The sequence below is a fragment of the Rhodoferax antarcticus ANT.BR genome (assembly GCF_001938565.1).
GTDB classification, from domain to species: Bacteria; Pseudomonadota; Gammaproteobacteria; order Burkholderiales; family Burkholderiaceae_C; genus Rhodoferax; species Rhodoferax antarcticus.
Genome location: NZ_MSYM01000011.1, coordinates 170,189 through 191,093 on the forward strand (window position 1 = coordinate 170,189; position 20,905 = coordinate 191,093).

At 59.4% G+C, this 20,905-nt stretch carries 21 protein-coding genes and 4 tRNA genes; 5 read left to right on the forward strand and 20 right to left on the reverse strand.

Annotation, left to right across the window (positions count from 1 at the left end; all coding sequences use genetic code 11):
* Nucleotides 1-25: 25 nt before the first annotated feature.
* The 19 genes from rplL to BLL52_RS07860 form a co-directional block, all read right to left on the reverse strand.
* A complete protein-coding gene (gene rplL / locus BLL52_RS07775; protein ID WP_075586127.1) occupies nucleotides 26-400 on the reverse strand; it encodes a 50S ribosomal protein L7/L12 in 375 nt (124 codons plus the stop codon).
* 92 nt (nucleotides 401-492) lie between these two features.
* The gene (gene rplJ / locus BLL52_RS07780; RefSeq protein ID WP_075586128.1) at nucleotides 493-1,026 is read right to left on the reverse strand and encodes a 50S ribosomal protein L10; all 534 of its coding nucleotides are present in this window, start codon (nucleotides 1,024-1,026) and stop codon (nucleotides 493-495) included.
* Between the two features lie 260 nt (nucleotides 1,027-1,286).
* Nucleotides 1,287-1,982 (reverse strand): 50S ribosomal protein L1, encoded by a 696-nt coding sequence (gene rplA, locus BLL52_RS07785; RefSeq protein ID WP_075586129.1) that lies wholly within the window; start codon nucleotides 1,980-1,982, stop codon nucleotides 1,287-1,289.
* On the reverse strand, nucleotides 1,983-2,414 hold the full coding sequence (gene rplK / locus BLL52_RS07790; protein WP_075586130.1) for a 50S ribosomal protein L11: 432 nt from the start codon (nucleotides 2,412-2,414) through the stop codon (nucleotides 1,983-1,985).
* A gap of 159 nt (nucleotides 2,415-2,573) precedes the next feature.
* Nucleotides 2,574-3,185 (reverse strand): transcription termination/antitermination protein NusG, encoded by a 612-nt coding sequence (nusG, locus tag BLL52_RS07795; RefSeq protein ID WP_075586274.1) that lies wholly within the window; start codon nucleotides 3,183-3,185, stop codon nucleotides 2,574-2,576.
* Nucleotides 3,182-3,565 carry a preprotein translocase subunit SecE gene (secE, locus tag BLL52_RS07800; RefSeq protein ID WP_075586131.1) on the reverse strand — a complete coding sequence of 128 codons (384 nt, stop codon included), beginning with the start codon at nucleotides 3,563-3,565 and terminating at the stop codon, nucleotides 3,182-3,184. The genes nusG and secE overlap by 4 nt, the downstream gene beginning before the upstream one ends.
* 111 nt (nucleotides 3,566-3,676) lie before the next feature.
* Nucleotides 3,677-3,752, reverse strand: a tRNA-Trp gene (locus tag BLL52_RS07805).
* A gap of 7 nt (nucleotides 3,753-3,759) precedes the next feature.
* Nucleotides 3,760-4,950 (reverse strand): elongation factor Tu, encoded by a 1,191-nt coding sequence (tuf, locus tag BLL52_RS07810; RefSeq protein ID WP_075586132.1) that lies wholly within the window; start codon nucleotides 4,948-4,950, stop codon nucleotides 3,760-3,762.
* A 43-nt stretch (nucleotides 4,951-4,993) separates the two neighbouring features.
* Nucleotides 4,994-5,068, reverse strand: a tRNA-Thr gene (locus tag BLL52_RS07815).
* A 35-nt stretch (nucleotides 5,069-5,103) separates the two neighbouring features.
* Nucleotides 5,104-5,177, reverse strand: a tRNA-Gly gene (locus tag BLL52_RS07820).
* Nucleotides 5,178-5,249: 72 nt separating this feature from the next.
* A tRNA-Tyr gene (locus tag BLL52_RS07825) sits at nucleotides 5,250-5,335 on the reverse strand.
* 109 nt (nucleotides 5,336-5,444) lie between these two features.
* Nucleotides 5,445-6,152: a uracil-DNA glycosylase gene (locus BLL52_RS07830; RefSeq protein ID WP_075586133.1), complete on the reverse strand. Its 708-nt coding sequence runs from the start codon at nucleotides 6,150-6,152 to the stop codon at nucleotides 5,445-5,447.
* 33 nt (nucleotides 6,153-6,185) lie between these two features.
* Nucleotides 6,186-6,974 carry an indole-3-glycerol phosphate synthase TrpC gene (gene trpC / locus BLL52_RS07835; protein ID WP_075586134.1) on the reverse strand — a complete coding sequence of 263 codons (789 nt, stop codon included), beginning with the start codon at nucleotides 6,972-6,974 and terminating at the stop codon, nucleotides 6,186-6,188.
* Nucleotides 6,971-7,126, reverse strand: a complete 156-nt coding sequence (locus BLL52_RS20745; protein WP_156876194.1) for a hypothetical protein — start codon at nucleotides 7,124-7,126, stop codon at nucleotides 6,971-6,973. The genes trpC and BLL52_RS20745 overlap by 4 nt, the downstream gene beginning before the upstream one ends.
* The gene (gene trpD, locus BLL52_RS07840; protein WP_075586135.1) at nucleotides 7,123-8,172 is read right to left on the reverse strand and encodes an anthranilate phosphoribosyltransferase; all 1,050 of its coding nucleotides are present in this window, start codon (nucleotides 8,170-8,172) and stop codon (nucleotides 7,123-7,125) included. Before trpD ends, BLL52_RS20745 begins: the two co-directional genes overlap by 4 nt.
* A 50-nt stretch (nucleotides 8,173-8,222) precedes the next feature.
* On the reverse strand, nucleotides 8,223-8,930 hold the full coding sequence (locus BLL52_RS07845; protein ID WP_075586136.1) for a LysE family translocator: 708 nt from the start codon (nucleotides 8,928-8,930) through the stop codon (nucleotides 8,223-8,225).
* Nucleotides 8,930-10,141 (reverse strand): GntG family PLP-dependent aldolase, encoded by a 1,212-nt coding sequence (locus tag BLL52_RS07850; RefSeq protein ID WP_075586275.1) that lies wholly within the window; start codon nucleotides 10,139-10,141, stop codon nucleotides 8,930-8,932. Before BLL52_RS07850 ends, BLL52_RS07845 begins: the two co-directional genes overlap by 1 nt.
* A gap of 60 nt (nucleotides 10,142-10,201) precedes the next feature.
* Complete coding sequence (locus BLL52_RS07855) at nucleotides 10,202-10,801, reverse strand: anthranilate synthase component II (RefSeq protein WP_083633847.1); 600 nt, start codon at nucleotides 10,799-10,801, stop codon at nucleotides 10,202-10,204.
* Between the two features lie 3 nt (nucleotides 10,802-10,804).
* Entirely contained in the window at nucleotides 10,805-12,328 is a 1,524-nt protein-coding gene (locus BLL52_RS07860) for an anthranilate synthase component I family protein (protein ID WP_075586137.1), read from the reverse strand.
* Nucleotides 12,329-12,628: 300 nt separating this feature from the next.
* On the opposite strand from BLL52_RS07860, the gene BLL52_RS07865 reads away from it, so the two are divergent.
* Nucleotides 12,629-14,407 (forward strand): methyl-accepting chemotaxis protein, encoded by a 1,779-nt coding sequence (locus BLL52_RS07865; protein WP_075586138.1) that lies wholly within the window; start codon nucleotides 12,629-12,631, stop codon nucleotides 14,405-14,407.
* An 84-nt stretch (nucleotides 14,408-14,491) separates the two neighbouring features.
* The gene (locus BLL52_RS21750) at nucleotides 14,492-16,282 is read left to right on the forward strand and encodes a methyl-accepting chemotaxis protein (RefSeq protein WP_075586139.1); all 1,791 of its coding nucleotides are present in this window, start codon (nucleotides 14,492-14,494) and stop codon (nucleotides 16,280-16,282) included.
* A 67-nt stretch (nucleotides 16,283-16,349) separates the two neighbouring features.
* On the opposite strand, the gene recQ is transcribed toward BLL52_RS21750, so the two are convergent.
* A complete protein-coding gene (gene recQ / locus BLL52_RS07875) occupies nucleotides 16,350-18,209 on the reverse strand; it encodes a DNA helicase RecQ (RefSeq protein WP_075586140.1) in 1,860 nt (619 codons plus the stop codon).
* 199 nt (nucleotides 18,210-18,408) lie between these two features.
* On the opposite strand from recQ, the gene BLL52_RS07880 reads away from it, so the two are divergent.
* From BLL52_RS07880 to BLL52_RS20960, 3 genes are read left to right on the forward strand one after another with little or no spacing between them, the layout of a single operon-like run.
* The gene (locus tag BLL52_RS07880; RefSeq protein WP_075586141.1) at nucleotides 18,409-19,503 is read left to right on the forward strand and encodes a calcium/sodium antiporter; all 1,095 of its coding nucleotides are present in this window, start codon (nucleotides 18,409-18,411) and stop codon (nucleotides 19,501-19,503) included.
* 12 nt (nucleotides 19,504-19,515) lie between these two features.
* Entirely contained in the window at nucleotides 19,516-20,580 is a 1,065-nt protein-coding gene (locus BLL52_RS07885) for a homocysteine S-methyltransferase family protein (protein WP_075586142.1), read from the forward strand.
* A gap of 53 nt (nucleotides 20,581-20,633) precedes the next feature.
* Entirely contained in the window at nucleotides 20,634-20,801 is a 168-nt protein-coding gene (locus BLL52_RS20960; RefSeq protein WP_173861769.1) for a hypothetical protein, read from the forward strand.
* The last annotated feature ends 104 nt before the right edge of the window (nucleotides 20,802-20,905 follow it).

A 20,905-nucleotide genomic window follows, 5' to 3' on the forward strand; every position in this document is an offset into this window, starting at 1 on the left:
GCTCCAGCCCTTTGACTCAGCTCAATTACTTGAGTTCAGCCTTGGCACCAGCGTCAATCAATTTCTTCAAAGCTGCGTCAGCGTCAGCCTTGGAAACGCCTTCTTTGACGTTCTTCGGTGCGCCATCAACCAAGTCCTTGGCTTCTTTGAGGCCCAGACCAGTGATTTCGCGCACAGCCTTGATGACCTGCACTTTTTGAGCGCCAGCTTCAAGCAGAACGACGTTGAATTCGGTCTTTTCTTCCACCACCGCAGCAGCAGCACCGCCGCCAGCTGCGGGGGCCGACATAGCGGCAGCGCTCACGCCAAACTTCTCTTCGATGGCTTTCACCAAGTCGTTGAGTTCCATGACCGTCATGCTGTCCAGCGCGGTCAAAAATGCGTCTTTATCGAATGCCATTTTGATTTCCTACAGTTAGTTGGGGACAGAGCTTCGCTGCGCTTCGGGCTGTCCCACAAGTTTTCACACTAATTACTTTTTGCTGCGAGCGGTCAGGCTGCAACTGCTTCTGCGGGCTGGTCTGCGGGTGCTTCTGCACCGCCACCACGTTGCTCTGCCAATGCAGCCAACACACGCGCGGTGCGCGAGATAGGGGACTGCATCAAGCCCAGCAATTGCGCCAGCAGAACTTCCTTGGAGGGAATACTGGCCAACTGCTTCACGCCCTCGACGTCCAAAGCTTTACCGCCGTATGCACCAGCGCGAATGACCAACTTGGCGTTGGTCTTCGCGAAATCCGCCACCACTTTCGCGGCAGCTACTGCATCTTCGGAAAAGCCGTAGATCAACGGGCCGGTCATCTGGTCAGACACAACTTCAAAGCTGCTGCCGGCAACAGCACGGCGGGCCAAGGTGTTTTTCAACACACTCAGGCTCACGCCATTGCTGCGCGCGGTGGAGCGCAATTTGGTCATGTCGGCAACCGTGATACCCCGGTACTCCGCCATCACGAGCGTTTGAGCTTTAGCGGCGAGGCCAGTCACATCACTGATGACCGCTTCTTTCTCACTGCGATTTAAACTCAAGGTCAACTCCTTCTAAATGTGTCTTTCAGTGGCTACTTTGTTCGCCACTTCCATTCACGCCATATTTAAGCGACCAACTGTTAAGAAACCTATCGATTTATTAGCAGCGGGGTCGCCATCTGCGTTGGCGGCTAACTCATTAAGTGCAAATTCTGCAAAGCAGTGATGCACACCAACGGTCTTGGATGGCCTGCCAGCACCAGAAGGTGCCAGCAACCCACCACGTCAGGCACTCTTTGCAGAGCGCCCAATTTCTTGCATCAAGCGGCGATGGTTTGCAGGTCGACGCGAACACCGACACCCATCGTGCTTGACAGTGCAACTTTGCGCAAATACAAACCCTTGCTGGTTGCAGGCTTGGCTTTGGCCAGAGCATCCACCAAAGCAGCCAAGTTGCCCTGCAACTTGTCGTTGTCAAACGAGCGACGACCAATGGTGGAGTGAACAATACCGGCCTTGTCGACACGGAACTGCACCTGACCCGCCTTGGCGTTACGCACCGCTGTTGCCACATCAGGCGTTACGGTGCCAACCTTCGGGTTAGGCATCAAACCACGCGGGCCGAGAATTTGGCCCAAGGTGCCCACAACACGCATAGCGTCTGGGGCCGCGATGACCACGTCGAAAGGCATGTCGCCCGCCTTGACCATAGCCGCCAAATCGTCCATGCCGACAATGTCAGCGCCAGCAGCGCGGGCTTCTTCAGCCTTGGCACCTTGGGCAAACACGGCCACACGTTTAGTCTTGCCAGTGCCGTTGGGCAGAACAACTGCGCCACGCACCACTTGATCAGATTTCTTGGCGTCAATGCCAAGTTGAACCGCCACGTCGATGGATTCGTCAAACTTGGCGCTGGCGCATTCTTTGACCAGACCCAGTGCGTCGCCGATGGGGTACAACTTGTTGCTGTCGATCTTGCCTTGGAAGGACTTTTGTTTTTTAGTCAAGCGGGACATTTACACACCCTCCACATTCACGCCCATCGAGCGGGCCGAACCTGCGATTGTCCTGACGGCTGCATCCATGTCAGCAGCAGTCAGGTCTTTCATCTTGGTCTTGGCGATTTCTTCAAGCTGAGCGCGTGTGATCTTGCCGACCTTGGTCTTAAGCGCGTTGGCCGAGCCCTTGTCAATCTTGACCGCTTTTTTGATCAGGATGGTTGAAGGCGGTGATTTGATGACAAAAGTGAAACTCTTGTCAGCAAAGGCGGTGATCACCACGGGCAAGGGCAGACCGGGCTCTATACCTTGGGTTTGCGCATTAAATGCCTTGCAAAACTCCATGATGTTCAGGCCGCGTTGACCCAACGCGGGGCCAATCGGGGGGGATGGGTTGGCTTTGCCTGCTGGTACTTGCAGTTTGACAAAACCGACGATTTTTTTCGCCATGCTTTACTCCTTTCGGGTGCTAACGCCTTGGTTTGAGTTCAACAAACTCGGGCTCCCCGGTGTGAACGACTCATTTGACAACATTCGCACCGAGTCGGAAAGTGCGAACAAATGCGTTGGGGCAGACAGGGTTGAACCATCTGCCGCGCCTTGGAAACGTTAAGTCTTTTCGACCTGTGAAAACTCGAGTTCCACCGGGGTAGAGCGGCCAAAAATAGTGACGGCCACGCGGACCTTACTTTTGTCGTAGTTCACTTCTTCGACTGAGCCATTGAAGTCCGCAAACGGGCCTTCCTTGACACGCACAAACTCGCCCACCACAAACTCGACCTTGTGACGCGGCTTTTCAGTGCCTTCCTGCATCTGGCTAACGATCTTCATGACCTCAGCTTCAGAAATGGGTGACGGTCGTGTCTTGCCACCACCCACAAAGCCGGTGACCTTGTTGGTGTGCTTGACCAAATGCCAGGTCTCGTCGTCCATCACCATCTCGACCAGCACGTAGCCGGGGAAAAATTTGCGCTCAGTGGTCTTTCTTTGACCGTTTTTGATCTCAACCACTTCTTCCATGGGGACCAGGATACGGCCGAACTTGGCCTGCATGCCAGCGCGGTTGATTCGCTCAAGGACGTTGCGCTCCACGGCTTTTTCCATACCGGAGTAAGCGTGAACAACATACCAGCGCAAATCGGGGTTGGCCGGCGGGGCAGCCAAGGTTTGGGCGGCCGTCAGCGTGCCTGGCTGGGGCGTATCAGCAACTTCTTTTATCATTTTTTCCATCCCAGGATCAGGTCGTAAAAAAGCCACTCGAGCGTTTTGTCCGTCAACCACAAGAACAAAGCCATGACAAAGACAAAGCCGAACACGTACAAAGTCATTTGGATAGCTTCACGCCGAGCCGGCCAAACAACTTTCTTCATCTCGCGAACGGCGTCTTGACCGAAGGCGACCAGCGCCTTGCCAGATTCAGAGGTCAGAAAGACGACCACCGCCACTGCCAGCCCAACCAACAGCCCGAGCCACTGAAATAATGGACCTTGCTTGCCTAAAGAGTAGTAAGCAACTAAAGACAGGATCACCAAAACCGCAGTTGCTGCCAGTTTGGCCTTGTCTGCGGTGGTGTTAACGGTTTGAACTTGAGGAGTAGCCATTGTCAATTGTGTATACGCTGGTGAACCAGATGTTGCTTAAGGCGCCCTACAGACGCACAAGCCCGCCGTTTTCACAGCGGGCTTTTCGAGCCACCTTTTGACCAAATCAGGTGGCAGGGGCAGTAGGAATCGAACCTACAACCTTCGGTTTTGGAGACCGACGCTCTGCCAATTGAGCTATGCCCCTACTTTAATTACGCAAGAATCTTGGCAACCACACCGGCACCAACCGTCTTGCCACCTTCACGGATAGCAAAGCGCAGGCCTTCTTCCATGGCGATTGGGGCAATCAGCTTCACAGTGATCGACACGTTGTCACCAGGCATCACCATCTCTTTGCCTTCTGGCAACTCGATGGCACCAGTCACGTCCGTGGTACGGAAGTAGAACTGGGGGCGATAGTTGTTGAAGAACGGGGTGTGACGACCACCTTCATCTTTGGACAAGACGTAGATCTCGCCGGTGAAGTGGGTATGGGGTTTGATCGATCCCGGCTTGCACAGCACTTGGCCACGCTGCACGTCTTCACGCTTGGTGCCGCGCAGCAGGATGCCGACGTTGTCGCCAGCTTGACCTTGGTCCAGCAGTTTTCTGAACATTTCCACACCGGTGCAGGTGGTCTTGACGGTGTCGTGGATGCCGACAATTTCGATTTCTTCGCCGACTTTGACGATGCCGCGCTCAATACGGCCGGTCACCACGGTGCCGCGACCGGAGATGGAGAACACGTCTTCAACGGGCATTAGGAAGGCACCATCCACCGCACGCTCTGGCAGGGGGATGTAGTTGTCCAAGGCGTCAGCCAGCTTCATGATGGCTTCTTCACCCAGTGGGCCCTTGTCACCTTCCATGGCAAGCTTGGCGCTGCCATGGATGATGGGGGTGTCGTCACCTGGGAAGTCGTATTTGTCGAGGAGCTCGCGAACTTCCATTTCAACGAGTTCGAGCAGTTCGGCGTCGTCGACCATGTCGCACTTGTTCAGGAACACGATGATGTAGGGCACGCCAACCTGGCGCGCCAGCAGGATGTGTTCGCGGGTTTGCGGCATGGGACCGTCGGCTGCGGAGCAAACCAAAATAGCGCCGTCCATCTGAGCAGCACCGGTGATCATGTTTTTCACATAGTCAGCGTGTCCTGGGCAGTCCACGTGGGCATAGTGGCGGTTGGCTGTTTCGTATTCGACGTGAGCGGTGTTGATGGTAATGCCACGCGCTTTTTCTTCAGGTGCGGCATCAATTTGGTCGTAGCCTTTGGCGGTGCCGCCGAACTTGGCTGCCAGCACGGTGGTGATGGCTGCTGTCAGGGTGGTTTTGCCATGGTCAACGTGACCAATGGTGCCCACGTTGACGTGGGGCTTGGTGCGTGCGAATTTTTCTTTTGCCATTTTGTGACTCCGAAAAGTAAAGAACCGTCAAACTAAAAAAATCTGGTGCCCATTCCGGGAATCGGACCCGGGACCTCTCCCTTACCAAGGGAGTGCTCTGCCACTGAGCCAAATGGGCTGAATCTTTGCAAACCAGTCAAACTTCGCAGATGGTGGAGCGGGGTAGGAGAATCGAACTCCTCGCTTTAGCTTGGAAGGCTAAGGTATTACCACTATACGAACCCCGCACGGGCTAGGCCTTCAAGCTATCGCTACAGCGTTCCCACGCCCCTACTGCTATCTAAAAAACAATTTGACACTGGTGGAGAGGGGTGGATTCGAACCACCGTACTCGTAAGAGGGCAGATTTACAGTCTGCTGCCATTAACCACTCGGCCACCTCTCCAAGGTGAACGCGAGATTATGCCATGGAGTTGGGCCGTTGTCACCGGGCGCCTAAGTTTTTCAGCGATTTTGTTGGCAAAAAAATGCGTGTGCAGTTGTCAAAACCGGCGCTACTGGGCGGCTTGATGCGTTTCCCGCCACGTGCGCGCCTGCGAAAAATGCCCACATCCAATAAAAGGCACGGGCGGGCGCAGTGCCGACAAAGGCGACGGGTGGTTGGCGCACAACACCAAGTGGCGCGAGGCATCGATCAATACGCGCTTGCTCTGCGCATGGTTGCCCCACAGCATGAACACCACCGGCGTATCGCCTTGAGAAACCGCCTGGATGATGGTGTCGGTCAACACCTCCCAGCCTTTGCCAGAGTGGCTGGCGGGCTGACCCTCTTCCACGGTCAGGCAGGTGTTGATCAGCAGTACACCGTGGCGCGCCCAACGTACCAGACTACCGCCGGGCACCGGAAACGGCGGCGGAGGTGCGCCCAGATCGCGCTGCAACTCCTTGAAGATATTGCGCAGGGAGGGCGGAATCGCCACCTCGGGGGCGACAGAAAAAGCCAATCCTTCTGCCTGACCACGTCCGTGGTACGGGTCCTGGCCCAATATCACCACCCGCACGCTGGTCAGGGGCGTGAGTTCCAACGCCCGCAGCGGCTGGGGTGGGAAGATGTTGGCCCCAGCATGCAAACGTTGTTGCAAAAACGCGAGGAGTGCGCTGCCTTTTTCAGAATCAAAAAAGGGAGCTACCAGCGCTTGCCAGTCGGGGGCTACAGGCCAATTTAATGGGTCAACCGAGGTGAGTTGATCAGTGGCTGGCATGGTCAGGGTAGGCGACAGCGCGTAGGTAGAAAATCAATCAAACAACGCTGCCAGCACCTCGCCGGGCTCTTCGGCGCGCATGAACGCCTCGCCGACCAGAAAGGCATTCACGCCCGCAGCGCCCATGCGTAGCACGTCTTGACGCGTGTGGATGCCGCTCTCACAGATTAGCAGGCGGTCGGCTGGAATGTCCTTCATCAGGCTCAGGGTGGTGTTCAGCGACACCTCAAAGGTCTTCAGATTGCGGTTGTTCACGCCGATCAGCGGGGTTTTGAGTTTCAGGGCGCGCTGCAACTCATCTGCGTCGTGCACCTCCACCAGCACCGCCATGTCCAGGCCGCGGGCGATGCGCTCAAACTCTTGCATCTGCGCGTCGTCCAGGCAGGCGGCGATGAGCAGAATGGCGTCGGCACCCATGGCGCGTGACTCGTAGATTTGGTAGACGTCCACCATGAAATCCTTGCGCAGCACCGGCAACTGGCACGACGCGCGGGCCTGTTTGAGGTAGTCCGCGCAACCCTGAAAGTACTCGGCGTCCGTCAGCACTGACAAGCAGGCTGCACCAAACTCAGCGTAGCTCTGGGCTATATCGGCGGGAATGAAGTCAGCGCGGATGATGCCTTTGGAGGGGCTGGCCTTCTTGATCTCGGCGATCACCGCCGGTTTGCCAGCGGCGATTTTCGCGCGCAGTGCACCGACAAAGTCGCGGGTGAGCACCCGGCTTTCGGCGTCGGCGCGCACCAGCTCCAACGATTTGCGGTTTTTGGCAGCGGCGACTTCCTCGTGCTTGGTGGCCACAATTTTGTTCAGAATATCAGTCATTTTTGTTGGGTCTCGGTAGGGTCAGCAGCGGCGCTCTCGCTTTTTTTCAGGATATTCACAAACACACGTTTCATCACCACGCCGGCGATGATGAAAAGCACCGAGACGCCGATGGCGATCCAGGCGCCGTCGGTGTCGAGTAACTTCATCATGCTGCGCTGCTCAGGCTGTGGGCCAGCGTGACCAACTCGCCCAGCTTGGCTTTGGCTGCTCCTGATTCAAGAGCAGCTCGCGCATGTGCGATACCGGCTGCGACCGAATCAGCCACATTGGCAGCGTAGAGCGCCACACCGGCGTTGAAGATCACAATTTCTTTGGCTGGGCCGTCCGTGTTGTCCAGCACGTCCAGCAGCATGGCGCGTGACTGCTCGGGCGTTTCCACCTTGAAGGCGCGGCTGCTGGCCATGGCCAGGCCAAAGTCTTCGGGGTGAATTTCGTACTCGGTGACTTTGCCGTCTTTGAGTTCGCCCACCAGCGTGGCGGCACCCAGGCTCACCTCGTCCATGCCGTCTTTGCCATACACCACCATGGCGTGGTCGGTGCCCAGGCGCTCCAGTGCGCGCACCTGAATGCCGACCAAGTCAGGGTGAAAAACGCCCATCAAGATATTCGGCGCACCGGCCGGGTTGGTCAGTGGGCCGAGCAGGTTGAAAATGGTTTTGACGCCCATTTCGCGGCGAACTGGTGCGACGTTTTTCATGGCCGGGTGGTGGTTCGGCGCAAACATGAAGCCCACACCCACCTGTGCAATGCACTGGGCGATGGCTTCGGGTTTCAGGTTGATGTTGACGCCCAGCGACTCCATCACGTCGGCACTGCCGCTCTTGCTGCTGACACTGCGGCCACCATGTTTGCTGACCTTGGCCCCGGCGGCGGCGGCCACAAACATGGCGCAGGTAGAAATGTTGAAGGTGTGTGAGCCATCACCACCGGTGCCGACGATGTCGACCAGATGTGTTTTGTCAGCCACCTCCACCTTGGTGGAAAACTCGCGCATGACCTGTGCGGCGGCGGTGATCTCGCCGATGGTTTCCTTTTTCACGCGCAGGCCGGTAATGAACGCGGCCAGCATCACCGGCGACCATTCGCCTTGCATGATCTGGCGCACGATGTAGAGCATTTCGTCGTGAAAAATCTCGCGGTGCTCGATAGTGCGCAGCAGCGCTTCCTGCGGGGTGATCTTGAGGGTGTGCGTCATGATTTTCCTGAAATTGACAAGGTTGACAGGGCCGGGTGGGGGCGTGCGGGTCAGTGCGACGGATTGTCCATTAAGGCCAGTTTCAGCCCAAAACCGATGAACATTGCGCCCGCGGCGCGCTCCAGCCAGTGCAGACGCTGGCGAACCCAGACCCAGCGCGGTGACTGCGCGCCCGCAAAAGCCGCGCCCATGGAGGCCCCGAGCCAGCCGTAGCCCAGGTTGACCCACAAGCTGTTGAGGTTGAACACCAGACCCAGCATGAAAAACGCCAGCGTCTTGTGGGATGCGTCAGGGGCGATGAATTGCGGCACAAAGGCCAGAAAAAACAGCGCCACCTTGGGGTTCAGCGTGTTCGTCCAGAAACCGTTGATAAAAATAGTTCTTAAGCTTTGTTGGCCTGCAGCCCTTGACGCATATGCGTGAGTAGCTATTGTTTTTGCTGCCCTCTTGGTGCGCAACATGCCCCAGCCCACATAAGCCAGGTAGGCCGCGCCAAGCCATTTCAGTGCGGTGAAGGCGGTGCTTGACGCGGCCAGCAGCGCGCTCACACCCAGCGCGGCGGCGGTGATGTGCACACAGCAGCCCGCCACAATCCCCAGCGCTGCCGCACTGCCAGCGCGCGCGCCGCTCTTGGCACCTTGCGCCAGGATGTAGAGCACATCTGGCCCCGGTGTGAGGTTCAGCAAAATGCCCGCCGCGACGAACAAGCCCAAGTGGTCAATGCCCGAGGCCGCTAGCACAGCGCGCGCAGCGTCCATCAGGCCTTGTCTTCAAAAAAGGTACGGACCAAGGTCACCGCGCGGTCAATGCCGGCGGCGTCTACATCGAGGTGGGTGACAAAGCGCAGCCGGTACAAGCCGGTGGCCAGCACGCCGTGAGACTTCAAATAGGCGAGCAGCCCAGGCGCTTTGGCCTTGGCTTCACCGACGACATCAATGAACACCATGTTGGTTTGTGGCGGCTCCACCAGCACGCCGGGCAGGCCTTGCAGGCCAGCGGCTAGCCGCGCCGCCAGCGCATGGTCGTTGGCCAAACGGGTGAGGTGATGCCCTAACGCGTAGCTGCCGGCCGCGGCCAGCATGCCGGCCTGACGCATGCCGCCACCGGCCATCTTGCGGATGCGGTGTGCGCGGGCGATCAGGTCTGCGTTGCCACACAGCACCGAACCCACCGGCGCGCCCAAGCCTTTGCTCAGACACACCGACACGCTGTCAAAGCATTGGGCGATGCGGCGCGCTTCAGCGACGATGGCGGCTTGGCTGTGCAAGGCGGCGACGTTGAGCGCCTTGGCTGGGTCTTTTAGTGCAGCTACCGGGGCTGCTTGAAGTGTTGCACTTCGTTTTGCGAAATCATCAGAATGAATAGCTACCTGCGCACGTTCAATAAGGGTTGAAGACTGATTTGATACATTTTTTGCAACGAGTTGCACGGCCTGCGCCACCGCTGCGTTGAACAGCCGTGCGCCGTCCAGATGCCGCCCCAGCCCGTGTTGGCGCGCCAGATCGGTGGCGGCTTGCACATAGTCAAACGGCAGCAGCTTGCCGCCCAAGGTGTTTTCCAGCGTCAGCAGCCGGGTTTTGGCAAAGTGCGCGTCGTCAGGCTTAATGGCGGCTTCGATGTCTTGCAGCGCCAGCGTGCCGTCGTCCTGATGGGCCAGCGGCTGCGGTTGGATGCTGCCCAGCACCGCTGCGCCGCCACCTTCCCAGCGGTAGGTGTGCGCCATCTGGCCGACGATGTACTCGTCACCGCGCTGGCAATGCGCCATCAGCGCGCACAGGTTGCTTTGCGTGCCGGTGGGCACAAACAGCGCTGCCTCAAAACCCAGCATGGCTGCCAGCTGGTCTTGCAGGGCGTTGACGCTGGGGTCGTCGCCAAACACATCGTCACCGACCGGGGCGGCAGCTATCACGGCGCGCATGGCGGCGGTGGGTTGGGTGACGGTGTCGCTGCGCAGGTCGACGATTTTCATCATGCTTATATGCATTTTTACCCTCTAGCCCTTATGGAATAAGCGTGAGTAGCTATTGTTTTAAGAGCTTCTGGACTGCAGGAAGTTGGCCAACATCGCATGGCCATGTTCGGTGAGGATGCTTTCGGGGTGAAACTGCACGCCTTCAATGTCCAGTGTGGTGTGTTTCACGCCCATGATCTCGCCGTCATCGGTCCAGGCGGTGACTTTCAGGCACGCCGGGCAAGTGGCGCGCTCAATCGACAGCGAGTGGTAGCGGTTCACGGTGAAATGCGCGGGCAGGCTGGCAAACACACCTTCTTGCGTGGTGCTGATCACCGAGGTTTTGCCGTGCATGAGCTGTTGCGCGCGGATGATCTTGCCGCCGAAGGCTGCGCCAATCGCCTGGTGGCCCAGGCAGACGCCCAGAATGGGCAGCTTGCCGGCAAGGTGCTCGATGGCTGCTACCGAAATACCGGCTTCGGCTGGCGAACACGGGCCGGGCGAGATCACCAGCCGGTCCAGTTGGCCTGCCGCCAGCAGCACGTCAATGTCGTCAAGGGTGATTTCGTCGTTGCGTGCCACGGTGACCTGCGCTCCCAACTCGCCCAGATACTGGACGATGTTGTAGGTGAAGCTGTCGTAGTTGTCGATCATCAGGAGTTGGATGGGTTTGCTCATGATTTACTCCAGCCCTTCTTCAACGAGTTCTGCTGCCCGCAGCAAGGCGCGCGCCTTGGCTTCGGTCTCGCGCCATTCAAGTTCAGGCACCGAATCGGCCACCACCCCGGCAGCGGCCTGCACATAAAGCATCTGGTCCTTGATGATGCCGGTGCGAATCGCAATGGCCACGTCCATATCACCGGCGTAACTCAGGTAGCCACAAGCGCCGCCGTAGAGGCCGCGTTTGGTGGGCTCCAGTTGGTCGATGAGTTCCATCGCGTGCACCTTGGGCGCGCCGGTCAGGGTGCCGGCCGGGAAAGTCGCTTTGAGCACGTCCATGCTGCTCATGCCGTCCAGCAAGGTGCCTTCGACGTTGCTGACGATGTGCATCACATGGCTATAGCGCTCCACACAGAACGCGTCGGTGACCTTGACGCTGCCAACGGTGGCGATGCGCCCAATGTCGTTGCGCGCCAAGTCGATCAGCATGACATGTTCGGCGCGCTCCTTGGGGTCGTTGATGAGTTCGACCTCAGCGGCTTTGTCCAGCTCGGGCGTAGCACCGCGCGCTCGGGTGCCAGCCAGCGGGCGGATCGTGACCTTTTGTAGCGTTTTGCCATCCTGCGTGACCTGCTCCTGGCGCACCAGAATCTCCGGGCTCGCCCCCACCACATGAAAATCAGCGCCGCCGTCCATGGCCCCGCTGAAGTTGTAGTAATACATGTACGGGCTGGGGTTGAGCGAGCGCAGCGCGCGGTACAGGCTCAGCGGGCTCTGGGTGTAAGGCTTCTTGATGCGCTGGCCGACCTGCACCTGCATGAAGTCGCCACCGGCAATCAACTCCTTGGCGCGCAAGACGGCGGCAATGTAATCGGCCTTGGCAAAGTCGCGCACAGCCGGCTGGCCAGGGCTCGGCAAGATCTCGGGCGCTTGCACGCTGCCGCGCAGCAGGACTTTCAGCTGCGCTAGTCTTTGAATAGCAAGATCATATGCATTGGCAAGGGCTGGGTCGACATAAACCATCAAATGCAGCTTGCCTGACAGGTTGTCGATCACCGCCAGTTCTTCACATTGGAGCAGCAGGATGTCGGGCGTGCCGAGCTCGTCGGGCGGGCAGCTGTGCTGCAGCTTTTTCTCGATGTAGCGCACTGCGTCATAGCCAAAATAGCCCGCCAGTCCGCCGCAAAAGCGCGGCATGTTGGGCTGCAGCGCCACTTTGAAACGCTTTTGGTAGTCGGCAATGAAGTCCAGCGGGTTGGCGCGGCTGGTTTGCACCACCCTGCCATCGGTCACCACCTCGGTCCGGGCATCGGCACCAAAACCGCTGGCGCGCAGTAGTGTGCGTGCGGGCAAGCCGATGAAGCTGTAGCGGCCAAAACGCTCGCCCCCCACCACCGATTCCAGCAAAAAACTGAAGGCGGCGCTGCGGGTGAGTTTGAGGTAGAGCGACAGCGGCGTTTCCAGGTCGGCAAATGCCTGGGCGGTGACCGGTATGCGGTTGTAGCCCTGCTGTTTGAGGGCAATGAAATCAGATTCAGAGATCACAGGAAGGTTCTTTCCATAAAGTGCTGACGGTTCTCAGGCGCTGTGTTGTCGCCAAAACAAGCGTGGAACTCAGACCAAATCAGCGGCAGCAAGGCGCTGCGGGAGGGTTTTTGAGCAGGCGCGCATTTGTGGTGCCGCCAGCGGCATCAGTTATGCCCGCCAGAGCCAGGCTCCCCGGCTGCTGCAACCCGTGATGTTGATTTGGTGGATGAACATTTTTTGAGTGTATCAAACAGCTTAAGACTTGCTGGGCCGCTCTATGATGTTGCTCATCCATTTGCACTTTCTCAACTTGATGCCATGAAACATTTGAAAATCTCCACCCGCCTGTTCCTCGGCTTTGGGGTCATTACGCTGGCTTTTTTGGTGCTCTCAGCCGTCACCGCGTGGCGCATGCAGCAGGTGTCGCAAGCCACAGCGCAGATGGAAACCGAGATGGTGCTGCTGGATCTGGCAGAAAAATGGCAGGCCGACGTTCGCCAAAACTCCGCGCGTTCTTTGGCTGCGGCCTATTCACCGGGGCCAGCCATGTTTGAGTTTTTCAAAGCTGACATGGCTGCCACCAGCGCCCAGACCACGGTGACGCAGAAGAAATTCCTGGAATTGAGCCAAGACGAGGCCGCGCTCAAGAAAGCCCAAGCGGTAGGAGACGTTCGCAAGACCTGGCTGGAGATACGCGAGCAGGCCAACGCCTTGAAAGCGACGGGTGATGAAGCAGCAACCCAAGCGCTGGTGCGTGACAAGTTCGTGCCCGCCACGGCGGATTACATCCGCGTGACCCAATCGCTGGTGGACGGTCAGCTCACCAGCGTCCGTGACACCCGCAAAGGCATTGAAGCCCTTTTCAATCAGATCTATCTGGTCGGCAGCGCGTTACTGGCGCTGTGTATCGGCATTGCGATTTTTGCCAGCTGGAGCATTTCCAGGGGCATTGCCAAAGGCATTGACATGGCAAGCACCGCCGCACAGCGCATTGGGGAAGGTGATTTGAGCCAAAACCTGCCGCAAGACGGCAAGGATGAAATTGGCCATCTGATGCAAGCGCTGGCCAAAATGCAAGCCAGCTTGGCAAATGTCGTGCACGACGTTCGCCAGGGCAGTGAGAGCGTTTCCACCGCCAGTGCTGAGATCGCCCAAGGCAACCAGGACTTGTCCAGCCGGACCGAGTCACAGGCCAGTGCGCTCGAGGAAACCGCCGCCAGCATGGAAGAGCTCTCGTCCACCGTCAAACAAAACGCCGACAACGCCCGCCAGGCCAACCAGCTGGCGGTGAGCGCCAGCCAGGTGGCCGAGCAAGGTGGCGCGGTGGTGGCGGAAGTGGTGGACACCATGCGCGGCATCAACGAAGCCAGCCGCAAGATTGCCGACATCATCAGTGTGATTGACGGCATTGCGTTTCAGACCAACATCCTGGCCCTGAACGCGGCGGTGGAAGCGGCGCGCGCCGGTGAGCAGGGCCGTGGTTTCGCGGTGGTCGCCAGTGAAGTGCGTTCGCTGGCCGGGCGCAGCGCAGAGGCGGCCAAGGAAATCAAGGCGCTGATCAACGCCAGCGTGGAGCGTGTGGAAACCGGCAGCGCGCTAGTGGACAAGGCCGGGGTCACCATGGCTGACGTGGTGACCTCCATCAAACGCGTCACCGACATCATGGGTGAGATCAGTGCTGCCAGCACCGAGCAAAGCCTTGGCGTGGGTCAGGTGGGTGAGGCCGTCATCCAGATGGACCAAGTCACCCAGCAAAACGCTGCGCTGGTGGAAGAAATGGCTGCTGCTGCGAGCAGCCTGAGATCTCAAGCGCAGGCGTTGGTGCAAACCGTGGCCGTGTTCAAGCTCGGCGCGGGTGACCACAGCAGCGCCAGCCCCTTGCCCCCAGCCGCCGTGCGGGCGCATCCGCCCAAAGCGATGGCGTTCAAAGGTGTTGACCGGCGCGCAGGCGGCGTGCCCAAAGGGGCGGCTGCGCGCGGTGCTGCGCCTGCGCAGCCTCGGCCAGCGAAGGCTGCGGCGGTTCCCTTGGCGGCGCCAGTTGCCAAAGCACCCGTGCCCGCCAGCGGCACTTCTGACGCGGATTGGGAGACCTTCTGATAGTCGGCTTTCCCGGTATAAATCTGCGGCTCGCCTCAAGTGCCGGGGCGTAGAATTTGACGCTGTTTAGAAGGAGATTGCCCCATGAAGTTCAGCTCCCGCATTGCCGCTTTTGGCATCATTCCTTCGGTCATTTTCATCGTTGCGCTGGTTGCAAGTATTGGCGCCTTGATCAATGCGCAGCGCGAGTTTGACCGCTATATCCGCACCGAGCAAGCGGTGGAGCAGTCGCTCTCTGACATGTATGCCCAGGGCCTGCAGATGGGTCAGGCCATGCGCAACATCTTGCTCGACCCGCAAAACCCCAAGGCCTTTGACAATCTGAAAACGGCTCAGGCCGACTACGACAAGGCTTTTGCCCGTGCCCAGCAAGCTGCCAAGGGTGGTGAGCTTGACGCCGCCTTGACCAAGCTGCCTGCCCTGCGCGCCACGCAGCAGCAGGCGCAAGAGAAAGTGCTGGCGCTGGTGGCTGCCAGCGCCGATGCCAAAGAGGTCATCAATACAGAGGAAACCCCGGCTTGGCGCGCGCTCAAGGCGGAGTTGCTCAAGCAGGGTCAGGCGGCGTCCAAGACTTCGCAGGACACCTACCAGGACTTCACCCGCTCGATCAGTCTGGCGGTGACCGTCTCCGGCACTCTGGCACTGCTGGCGGTATTGATCACGCTGGTGCTGAGCCTGCGCATGCGCGCCACCTTGCGTCGTGAGCTGGGCGGCGACCCGGCGGACGCGCGAAGCGCCCTGCACGCTATTGCCAAGGGTGACCTCGCGGTCAGCCTGCCGAACCAAGGCGGCGCCGACAGCCTGATGGGTGTGATGGCCGAGATGGATGCCGCGCTGAAAAAGCTGGTGACCGACGTGCGCGACTCTGCCGAGGGCATTGCCACCGCCAGCGCCGAGATCGCCCAGGGCAACCACGATTTGAGCAGCCGTACTGAGAGTCAGGCCGCTGCGCTAGAGCAAACCTCTGCCAGCATGGAGCAACTCAGTGACACGGTGAAGCAAAACGCTGAAAACGCCCGCCAGGCCAATCAACTCGCGCTGAATGCCAGCAGCGTGGCGGTGCAGGGTGGCGCGGTGGTGTCGCAAGTGGTGGACACCATGCGCGGCATCAACGATGCGTCGCGCAAGATTGCCGACATCATCAGTGTCATTGACGGTATTGCTTTTCAGACCAACATCCTGGCCTTGAACGCTGCCGTGGAAGCTGCCCGTGCGGGTGAGCAGGGCCGTGGTTTTGCGGTGGTGGCCAGCGAGGTGCGCTCTTTGGCCGGACGCAGCGCTGATGCAGCCAAAGAGATCAAGACGCTGATCAGCGCGAGCGTGGAGCGGGTGGAGCAGGGCAGTGCGCTGGTGGACCAGGCAGGCAGCACCATGCAAGACGTGGTGACCTCGATCAAACGCGTGACCGACATCATGGGCGAAATCAGCGCCGCCAGCACCGAGCAAAGCCAGGGCGTGAGCCAAGTGGGTGAGGCGGTCTCGCAGATGGACGAAGTGACCCAGCAAAACGCTGCGCTGGTGGAGCAAATGGCCGCCGCCGCCAGCAGCTTGAAGGTTCAGGCGCAAGAACTGGTGCAAACCGTGGCGGTGTTCAAGCTGGGTAACGCCAGCAGCGCAGGCCCGTCTGGCGTGGGCGGTTCGGGTGCGGGTTTGTCGGTGGCGCGATCGCGTGCCCACCCGGCCCGACCCAGCACTTTCAGCGGTGTTGACCGCCGAGCAGTGGGCGTGCCTCAAGGGGCTGCCGCGCGCGGTCGCGTCAAGCCACAGGGCCAGGCTTTGCCAGCCGCGCCTACCACGCCGCCTGTCAAAGCCCCTGCGCTGCCGACTCCGGCGGCGGCCACCGGTACCAGTGATGCGGACTGGGAAACCTTTTAAAATGCTGCGTTATTTATAGCTGCTGGCGCTTATTGAATAAGGGCTAGAGGCTGTTTTGGCCTATAAATTAGGGGCTGAGCGCGCCCTCAATCACTTCCAGCACCGCATCACCATAGGCTTCGAGCTTGCGCACTCCCAGGCCACTGATGCCTTGCAACTCCAGCCGCGACTGTGGTGCGGTCTGGGCGATGGCCACCAGTGTCGCATCGTGAAAAATCACATAGGCGGGCAGGTTGTGCTCCCGGGCCACCTCGGCGCGCCAAGCTTTCAGCGCGGCAAAACGCTGCTGCTCGGCCGCATCCAGCACGGCAGCCACCTTGGGCGCGGGCACCTGGCTGGTGCGCCGGGTTTTGCGCGCAGCGGCTTTGGGTTGCGTCACGCGCAGGGTGATGGGCACCGCGCCTTTGAGCACCGCACGCGACACCTCGGTGAGCGCCAGCGTGTTGAAGGCCTGCGCATCCACCGCTACCGCGCCAATCGCCAGTAACTGACGCAGTACGGCGCGCCATTGGGTCTCCGACAAATCGGCACCAATGCCAAAAGTGCTCAGGGCCTGGTGCCCGCGCTGGGCGACCTTCTCGGTGACCTTGCCGCGCAGGATGTCGACGATGTGACCGGCGCCAAAACCGAAACCGCTCATCTGCTGCACCCGGTAAACGGTGGACAGCAGCTTGCGTGCGGCGTCAGTGGCGTCCCAGACATCCGGGCTTTGCAGACAGTTGTCGCAATTACCGCATTCCGTGCTGGCTTCATCAAAGTAGCGCAGCAGGCGCACGCGGCGGCAGTCGGTGGCCTCACTCAGGCCCAAGAGCGCGTCGAGCTTGCCGCGCAGGCCTTGTTTGAAGGCTTCTTCGGCGGGGCTCTCATCAATCATGCGGCGCTGGTTCACCACGTCTTGCAGGCCGTAACACATCCAGGCGTCGGCTGGCTCGCCGTCGCGCCCGGCGCGGCCGGTTTCCTGGTAATAGCCTTCAATGTTTTTAGGCATATCCAAATGCGCCACAAAGCGCACGTCGGGCTTGTCGATACCCATGCCAAAGGCGATGGTCGCCACCATCACAATGCCTTCGCTGCGCAAAAATTGGTCCTGGTTGGCCTGGCGCACTTTCACGTCTAACCCGGCGTGGTAGGGCAGGGCGGCAATGCCGTTGTCGCACAGCAGGTCGGCGGTGTCTTCGACCTTTTTGCGCGACTGGCAATACACCACACCGGCATCGCCCATGTGCTCGTCCTGGATGAAGCGCAGCAGTTGCTGGGTGGCTTCACGCTTTTCAACAATCGTGTAGCGGATGTTGGGCCGGTCGAAACTGCTGATGAACAGGCGCGCTTCCTGCAGTTGCAGGCGCTCAATAATGTCGGCGCGCGTCAGCGCGTCGGCGGTGGCGGTTAGCGCTACCCGCGGCACGCTGGGGTAGCGCTCATGCAGCAAGGTCAGCGCGCGGTATTCAGGCCGGAAATCATGGCCCCACTGGCTAACGCAATGCACCTCGTCAATGGCAAACAGGCTTAACAGCCCGCGTTCGAGTAACGAGTCCAACTGCGCCAGAAAACGAGGTGTGTTCACACGCTCTGGTGCGGCGTAAAGCAGGGTGATGTCGCCGGCCAGCAGGCGCCGCTCGATCTGGCTGGCTTGCTCGAAAGACTGCGTGGAGTTTAAAAACTCGGCCTTGACACCGGCCTCATGCAGCGCGCCGACCTGGTCGTGCATCAGCGCGATCAGCGGCGAGATCACCAGGGTAATGCCCTGACCTGCCTGCTGGCGGGCAATGGCGGGAATCTGGTAACACAGGCTTTTGCCGCCGCCGGTGGGCATCAGTACCAGCGCATCGCCGCCAGCGGTCACGTGCTCGATGATGTCTTGTTGCGGGCCGCGAAAGGCTTGGTAGCCAAAGACTTCGGCAAGGATGGTGTGAATGGACACAATTATGTTGCTACTTAAATAGTAGCTTTAACCGCACTGTTTATAAGGGTTAGAAGGTCAAATGGCATGATATTGTAACCACTTGGCGGCTTGCACATCAGGCCGCTTTAAAGCGCCAGCCTTGTCAGTCATTACCCAAATTGTGGCATTGCAAAAGTGCGAGAATCCGCGCCGCGGCAGCTTCTAGACACCTTAGGATATCTCCATGACCTTGTTAACTTTTCTGGCTGGACTGGCGCTTCTTGTCCTGGGTGCCGAACTGCTCGTTCGCGGCGCCTCCAAACTGGCGCTGTCGTTTGGCATATCGCCCCTAGTGGTGGGCTTGACGATTGTGGCGTTTGGCACCAGCGCACCCGAGATGGCGGTATCCACCGGCGCCGTGCTCGACGGCAAGACCGACCTGGCGTTGGGCAACGTGGTCGGCAGCAACATTTTTAACATTCTGTTCATCTTGGGCCTGTCCGCGCTGATCACCCCGCTGGTTGTCAATGTGCAACTGATTCGCCAAGAGGTGCCGGTGATGGTGGGTGGCGCGCTGCTGCTGCTGGCGCTCAGTCTGGACGGCCAGATTGGCCTGGCCGATGGCGCCATCCTGATGGGGCTGATGCTGGCTTACACCGCGTTTTTGGTTGTCCAGTCGCGCAAGCAAGTCAATCAAACGCAAGGCGACTATGCGGCTGACAGCGCACCGGCGGCACCGGGTGGCTGGGACGCCAAGCTGCCCGCCCAACTCGGGCTGATTGTGGTGGGCCTGGGGCTGCTGGTGCTGGGGTCGGAGTGGTTAGTAAGTTCGTCGGTCATTTTTGCCAAAGCCTTGGGCGTTAGCGACCTGGTCATTGGCCTGACCATCGTGGCGGCGGGCACCTCCATGCCTGAGGTGGCCACCTCCATCATGGCTGCCCTCAAGGGCGAGCGTGACATTGCCGTGGGCAATGTGGTGGGCAGTTGTACCTTCAACACCTTTGGCTGCCTGGGTCTTGCGAGTTTGGCGGCGGGTGATGCCGGTCTGATGGTGCCAGCGGCGGTGCTCAACTTTGACCTGTGGGTGATGATTGCCGTGTCGCTGGCCTGCCTGCCGGTGTTCATCACCGGGCGTGAAATTGCCCGCTGGGAAGGCGGCGTTTTTCTGGCCTACTATCTCGCGTATGTCACCTACTTGGTGCTGGCCAACCAGCGTCATGATGCGCTGAGCGCGTACTCTTGGACAATGATGAGCTTTGTCATCCCCCTCACGGTGATCACGCTGGTGGTGTCGCTGCTACGCAGACCCATCACGGCCCAACCCACCAAAACCAACTGACAAAATTCCGCCATGACCAAACCTATCTACACCCGCGCACAGGCGCTGCCCGCGCTTCTTGAGCAACGCATTCTGGTCCTTGACGGTGCCATGGGCACCATGATTCAGCGCTTTAGGCTCACCGAGGAACAATACCGGGGCGAGCGCTTTAAAGACTTTGGCAAAACCCCAGGTCAGCACAAAGACGTGAAGGGCAACAACGAGTTGCTAAGCCTGACCCGCCCGGAGGTCATTGCCGACATCCATGAGCGCTACCTGGGCGCTGGCGCCGACATGATCGAGACCAACACCTTTGGCGCCACCCGCGTTGCCCAGGCGGATTACGACATGGCGGATTTGGCATTTGAGATGAATCTGGCCTCGGCCAAGCTGGCGCGCGCTGCCTGCGACAAGTTTTCTACCCCCGAGAAACCGCGTTTTGTGCTGGGCACGCTAGGGCCCACACCCAAAACCGCCAGCATCAGCCCCGACGTGAACGACCCCGGCGCGCGCAATGTGACTTTTGAAGAACTGCGCGCCTCGTATTACGAACAGGTGGAGGCCCTGGTGCAGGGCGGCTCCGACGTGCTGCTGGTAGAAACCATTTTTGACACCCTCAACGCGAAAGCGGCGCTATTTGCCATTGACGAGTTTTTCGAAGCCAGCGGCGAGTGCCTGCCGATCATGATCAGCGGCACCGTCACCGACGCCTCCGGGCGGATTTTGAGCGGCCAGACGGTCACCGCCTTCTGGCACAGCGTGCGCCACGCGCAGCCGCTGACTATCGGCCTGAACTGCGCGCTGGGCGCCGCGCTGATGCGTCCGTATATTCAAGAGTTGAACAAGTGCGCCCCCGACACCTTCATCAGCTGTCACCCTAACGCCGGCTTGCCCAACCCGATGAGCGAAACCGGCTTTGATGAAACCCCAGAAGTTACCAGCCGACTGGTGGGCGAGTTTGCGGCGGACGGTTTGGTCAACATCGTCGGCGGCTGCTGCGGCACCACGCCGGATCACATCGCTGCCATTCACGACAAGGTGGCGCCGCTGGCCGGCCGCAAATTACAACGGGCGTTTTTCTATAAAGAGGCGGCTTAACGGAAAAATAGGATAATGCTCGTTTTTCACCAACTCGCCGGAGCCCATTCATCATGGCCAAAGAATTTCGTACCGAAGCTGAGCGCAAAGCAACCCCTCGTCCCGCGGCCCCCAAGGGCGTCTGCTTTACTGCCCCCCGCGGCCAAAAGCGCAGCCTCGAGCGCGGCCTGGCCACCAACAGCAAGAAAAACCCCGGCAAGCGCTGCGGCCAAGGCGGCTAAGTCGTCTTACGGCCGCTGTACGCGGCCTGCAATAAAAAAGGCCCGGTGAGGGCTTTTTTTATTGAGCTTGTGTGTTTTATGCCTCTAGCCCTTGTCTTGTAAGG

What these genes read in the sequence shown, in the direction of transcription:
- trpD (WP_075586135.1), bottom strand. Translation starts at nt 8,172, where the DNA reads ATGACGCACACCCTCAAGATCACCCCGCAGGAAGCGCTGCTGCGCACT.
- BLL52_RS07885 (WP_075586142.1), top strand. Translation starts at nt 19,516, where the DNA reads ATGACCAAACCTATCTACACCCGCGCACAGGCGCTGCCCGCGCTTCTT.
- nusG (WP_075586274.1), bottom strand. Translation starts at nt 3,185, where the DNA reads ATGATAAAAGAAGTTGCTGATACGCCCCAGCCAGGCACGCTGACGGCC.
- BLL52_RS07855 (WP_083633847.1), bottom strand. Translation starts at nt 10,801, where the DNA reads ATGAGCAAACCCATCCAACTCCTGATGATCGACAACTACGACAGCTTC.
- trpC (WP_075586134.1), bottom strand. Translation starts at nt 6,974, where the DNA reads ATGACTGATATTCTGAACAAAATTGTGGCCACCAAGCACGAGGAAGTC.
- BLL52_RS20745 (WP_156876194.1), bottom strand. Translation starts at nt 7,126, where the DNA reads ATGATGAAGTTACTCGACACCGACGGCGCCTGGATCGCCATCGGCGTC.
- BLL52_RS07850 (WP_075586275.1), bottom strand. Translation starts at nt 10,141, where the DNA reads ATGAAAATCGTCGACCTGCGCAGCGACACCGTCACCCAACCCACCGCC.
- BLL52_RS07845 (WP_075586136.1), bottom strand. Translation starts at nt 8,930, where the DNA reads ATGGACGCTGCGCGCGCTGTGCTAGCGGCCTCGGGCATTGACCACTTG.
- BLL52_RS07830 (WP_075586133.1), bottom strand. Translation starts at nt 6,152, where the DNA reads ATGCCAGCCACTGATCAACTCACCTCGGTTGACCCATTAAATTGGCCT.
- rplA (WP_075586129.1), bottom strand. Translation starts at nt 1,982, where the DNA reads ATGTCCCGCTTGACTAAAAAACAAAAGTCCTTCCAAGGCAAGATCGAC.
- BLL52_RS20960 (WP_173861769.1), top strand. Translation starts at nt 20,634, where the DNA reads ATGGCCAAAGAATTTCGTACCGAAGCTGAGCGCAAAGCAACCCCTCGT.
- BLL52_RS21750 (WP_075586139.1), top strand. Translation starts at nt 14,492, where the DNA reads ATGAAGTTCAGCTCCCGCATTGCCGCTTTTGGCATCATTCCTTCGGTC.
- rplL (WP_075586127.1), bottom strand. Translation starts at nt 400, where the DNA reads ATGGCATTCGATAAAGACGCATTTTTGACCGCGCTGGACAGCATGACG.
- tuf (WP_075586132.1), bottom strand. Translation starts at nt 4,950, where the DNA reads ATGGCAAAAGAAAAATTCGCACGCACCAAGCCCCACGTCAACGTGGGC.
- rplK (WP_075586130.1), bottom strand. Translation starts at nt 2,414, where the DNA reads ATGGCGAAAAAAATCGTCGGTTTTGTCAAACTGCAAGTACCAGCAGGC.
- secE (WP_075586131.1), bottom strand. Translation starts at nt 3,565, where the DNA reads ATGGCTACTCCTCAAGTTCAAACCGTTAACACCACCGCAGACAAGGCC.
- BLL52_RS07880 (WP_075586141.1), top strand. Translation starts at nt 18,409, where the DNA reads ATGACCTTGTTAACTTTTCTGGCTGGACTGGCGCTTCTTGTCCTGGGT.
- BLL52_RS07865 (WP_075586138.1), top strand. Translation starts at nt 12,629, where the DNA reads ATGAAACATTTGAAAATCTCCACCCGCCTGTTCCTCGGCTTTGGGGTC.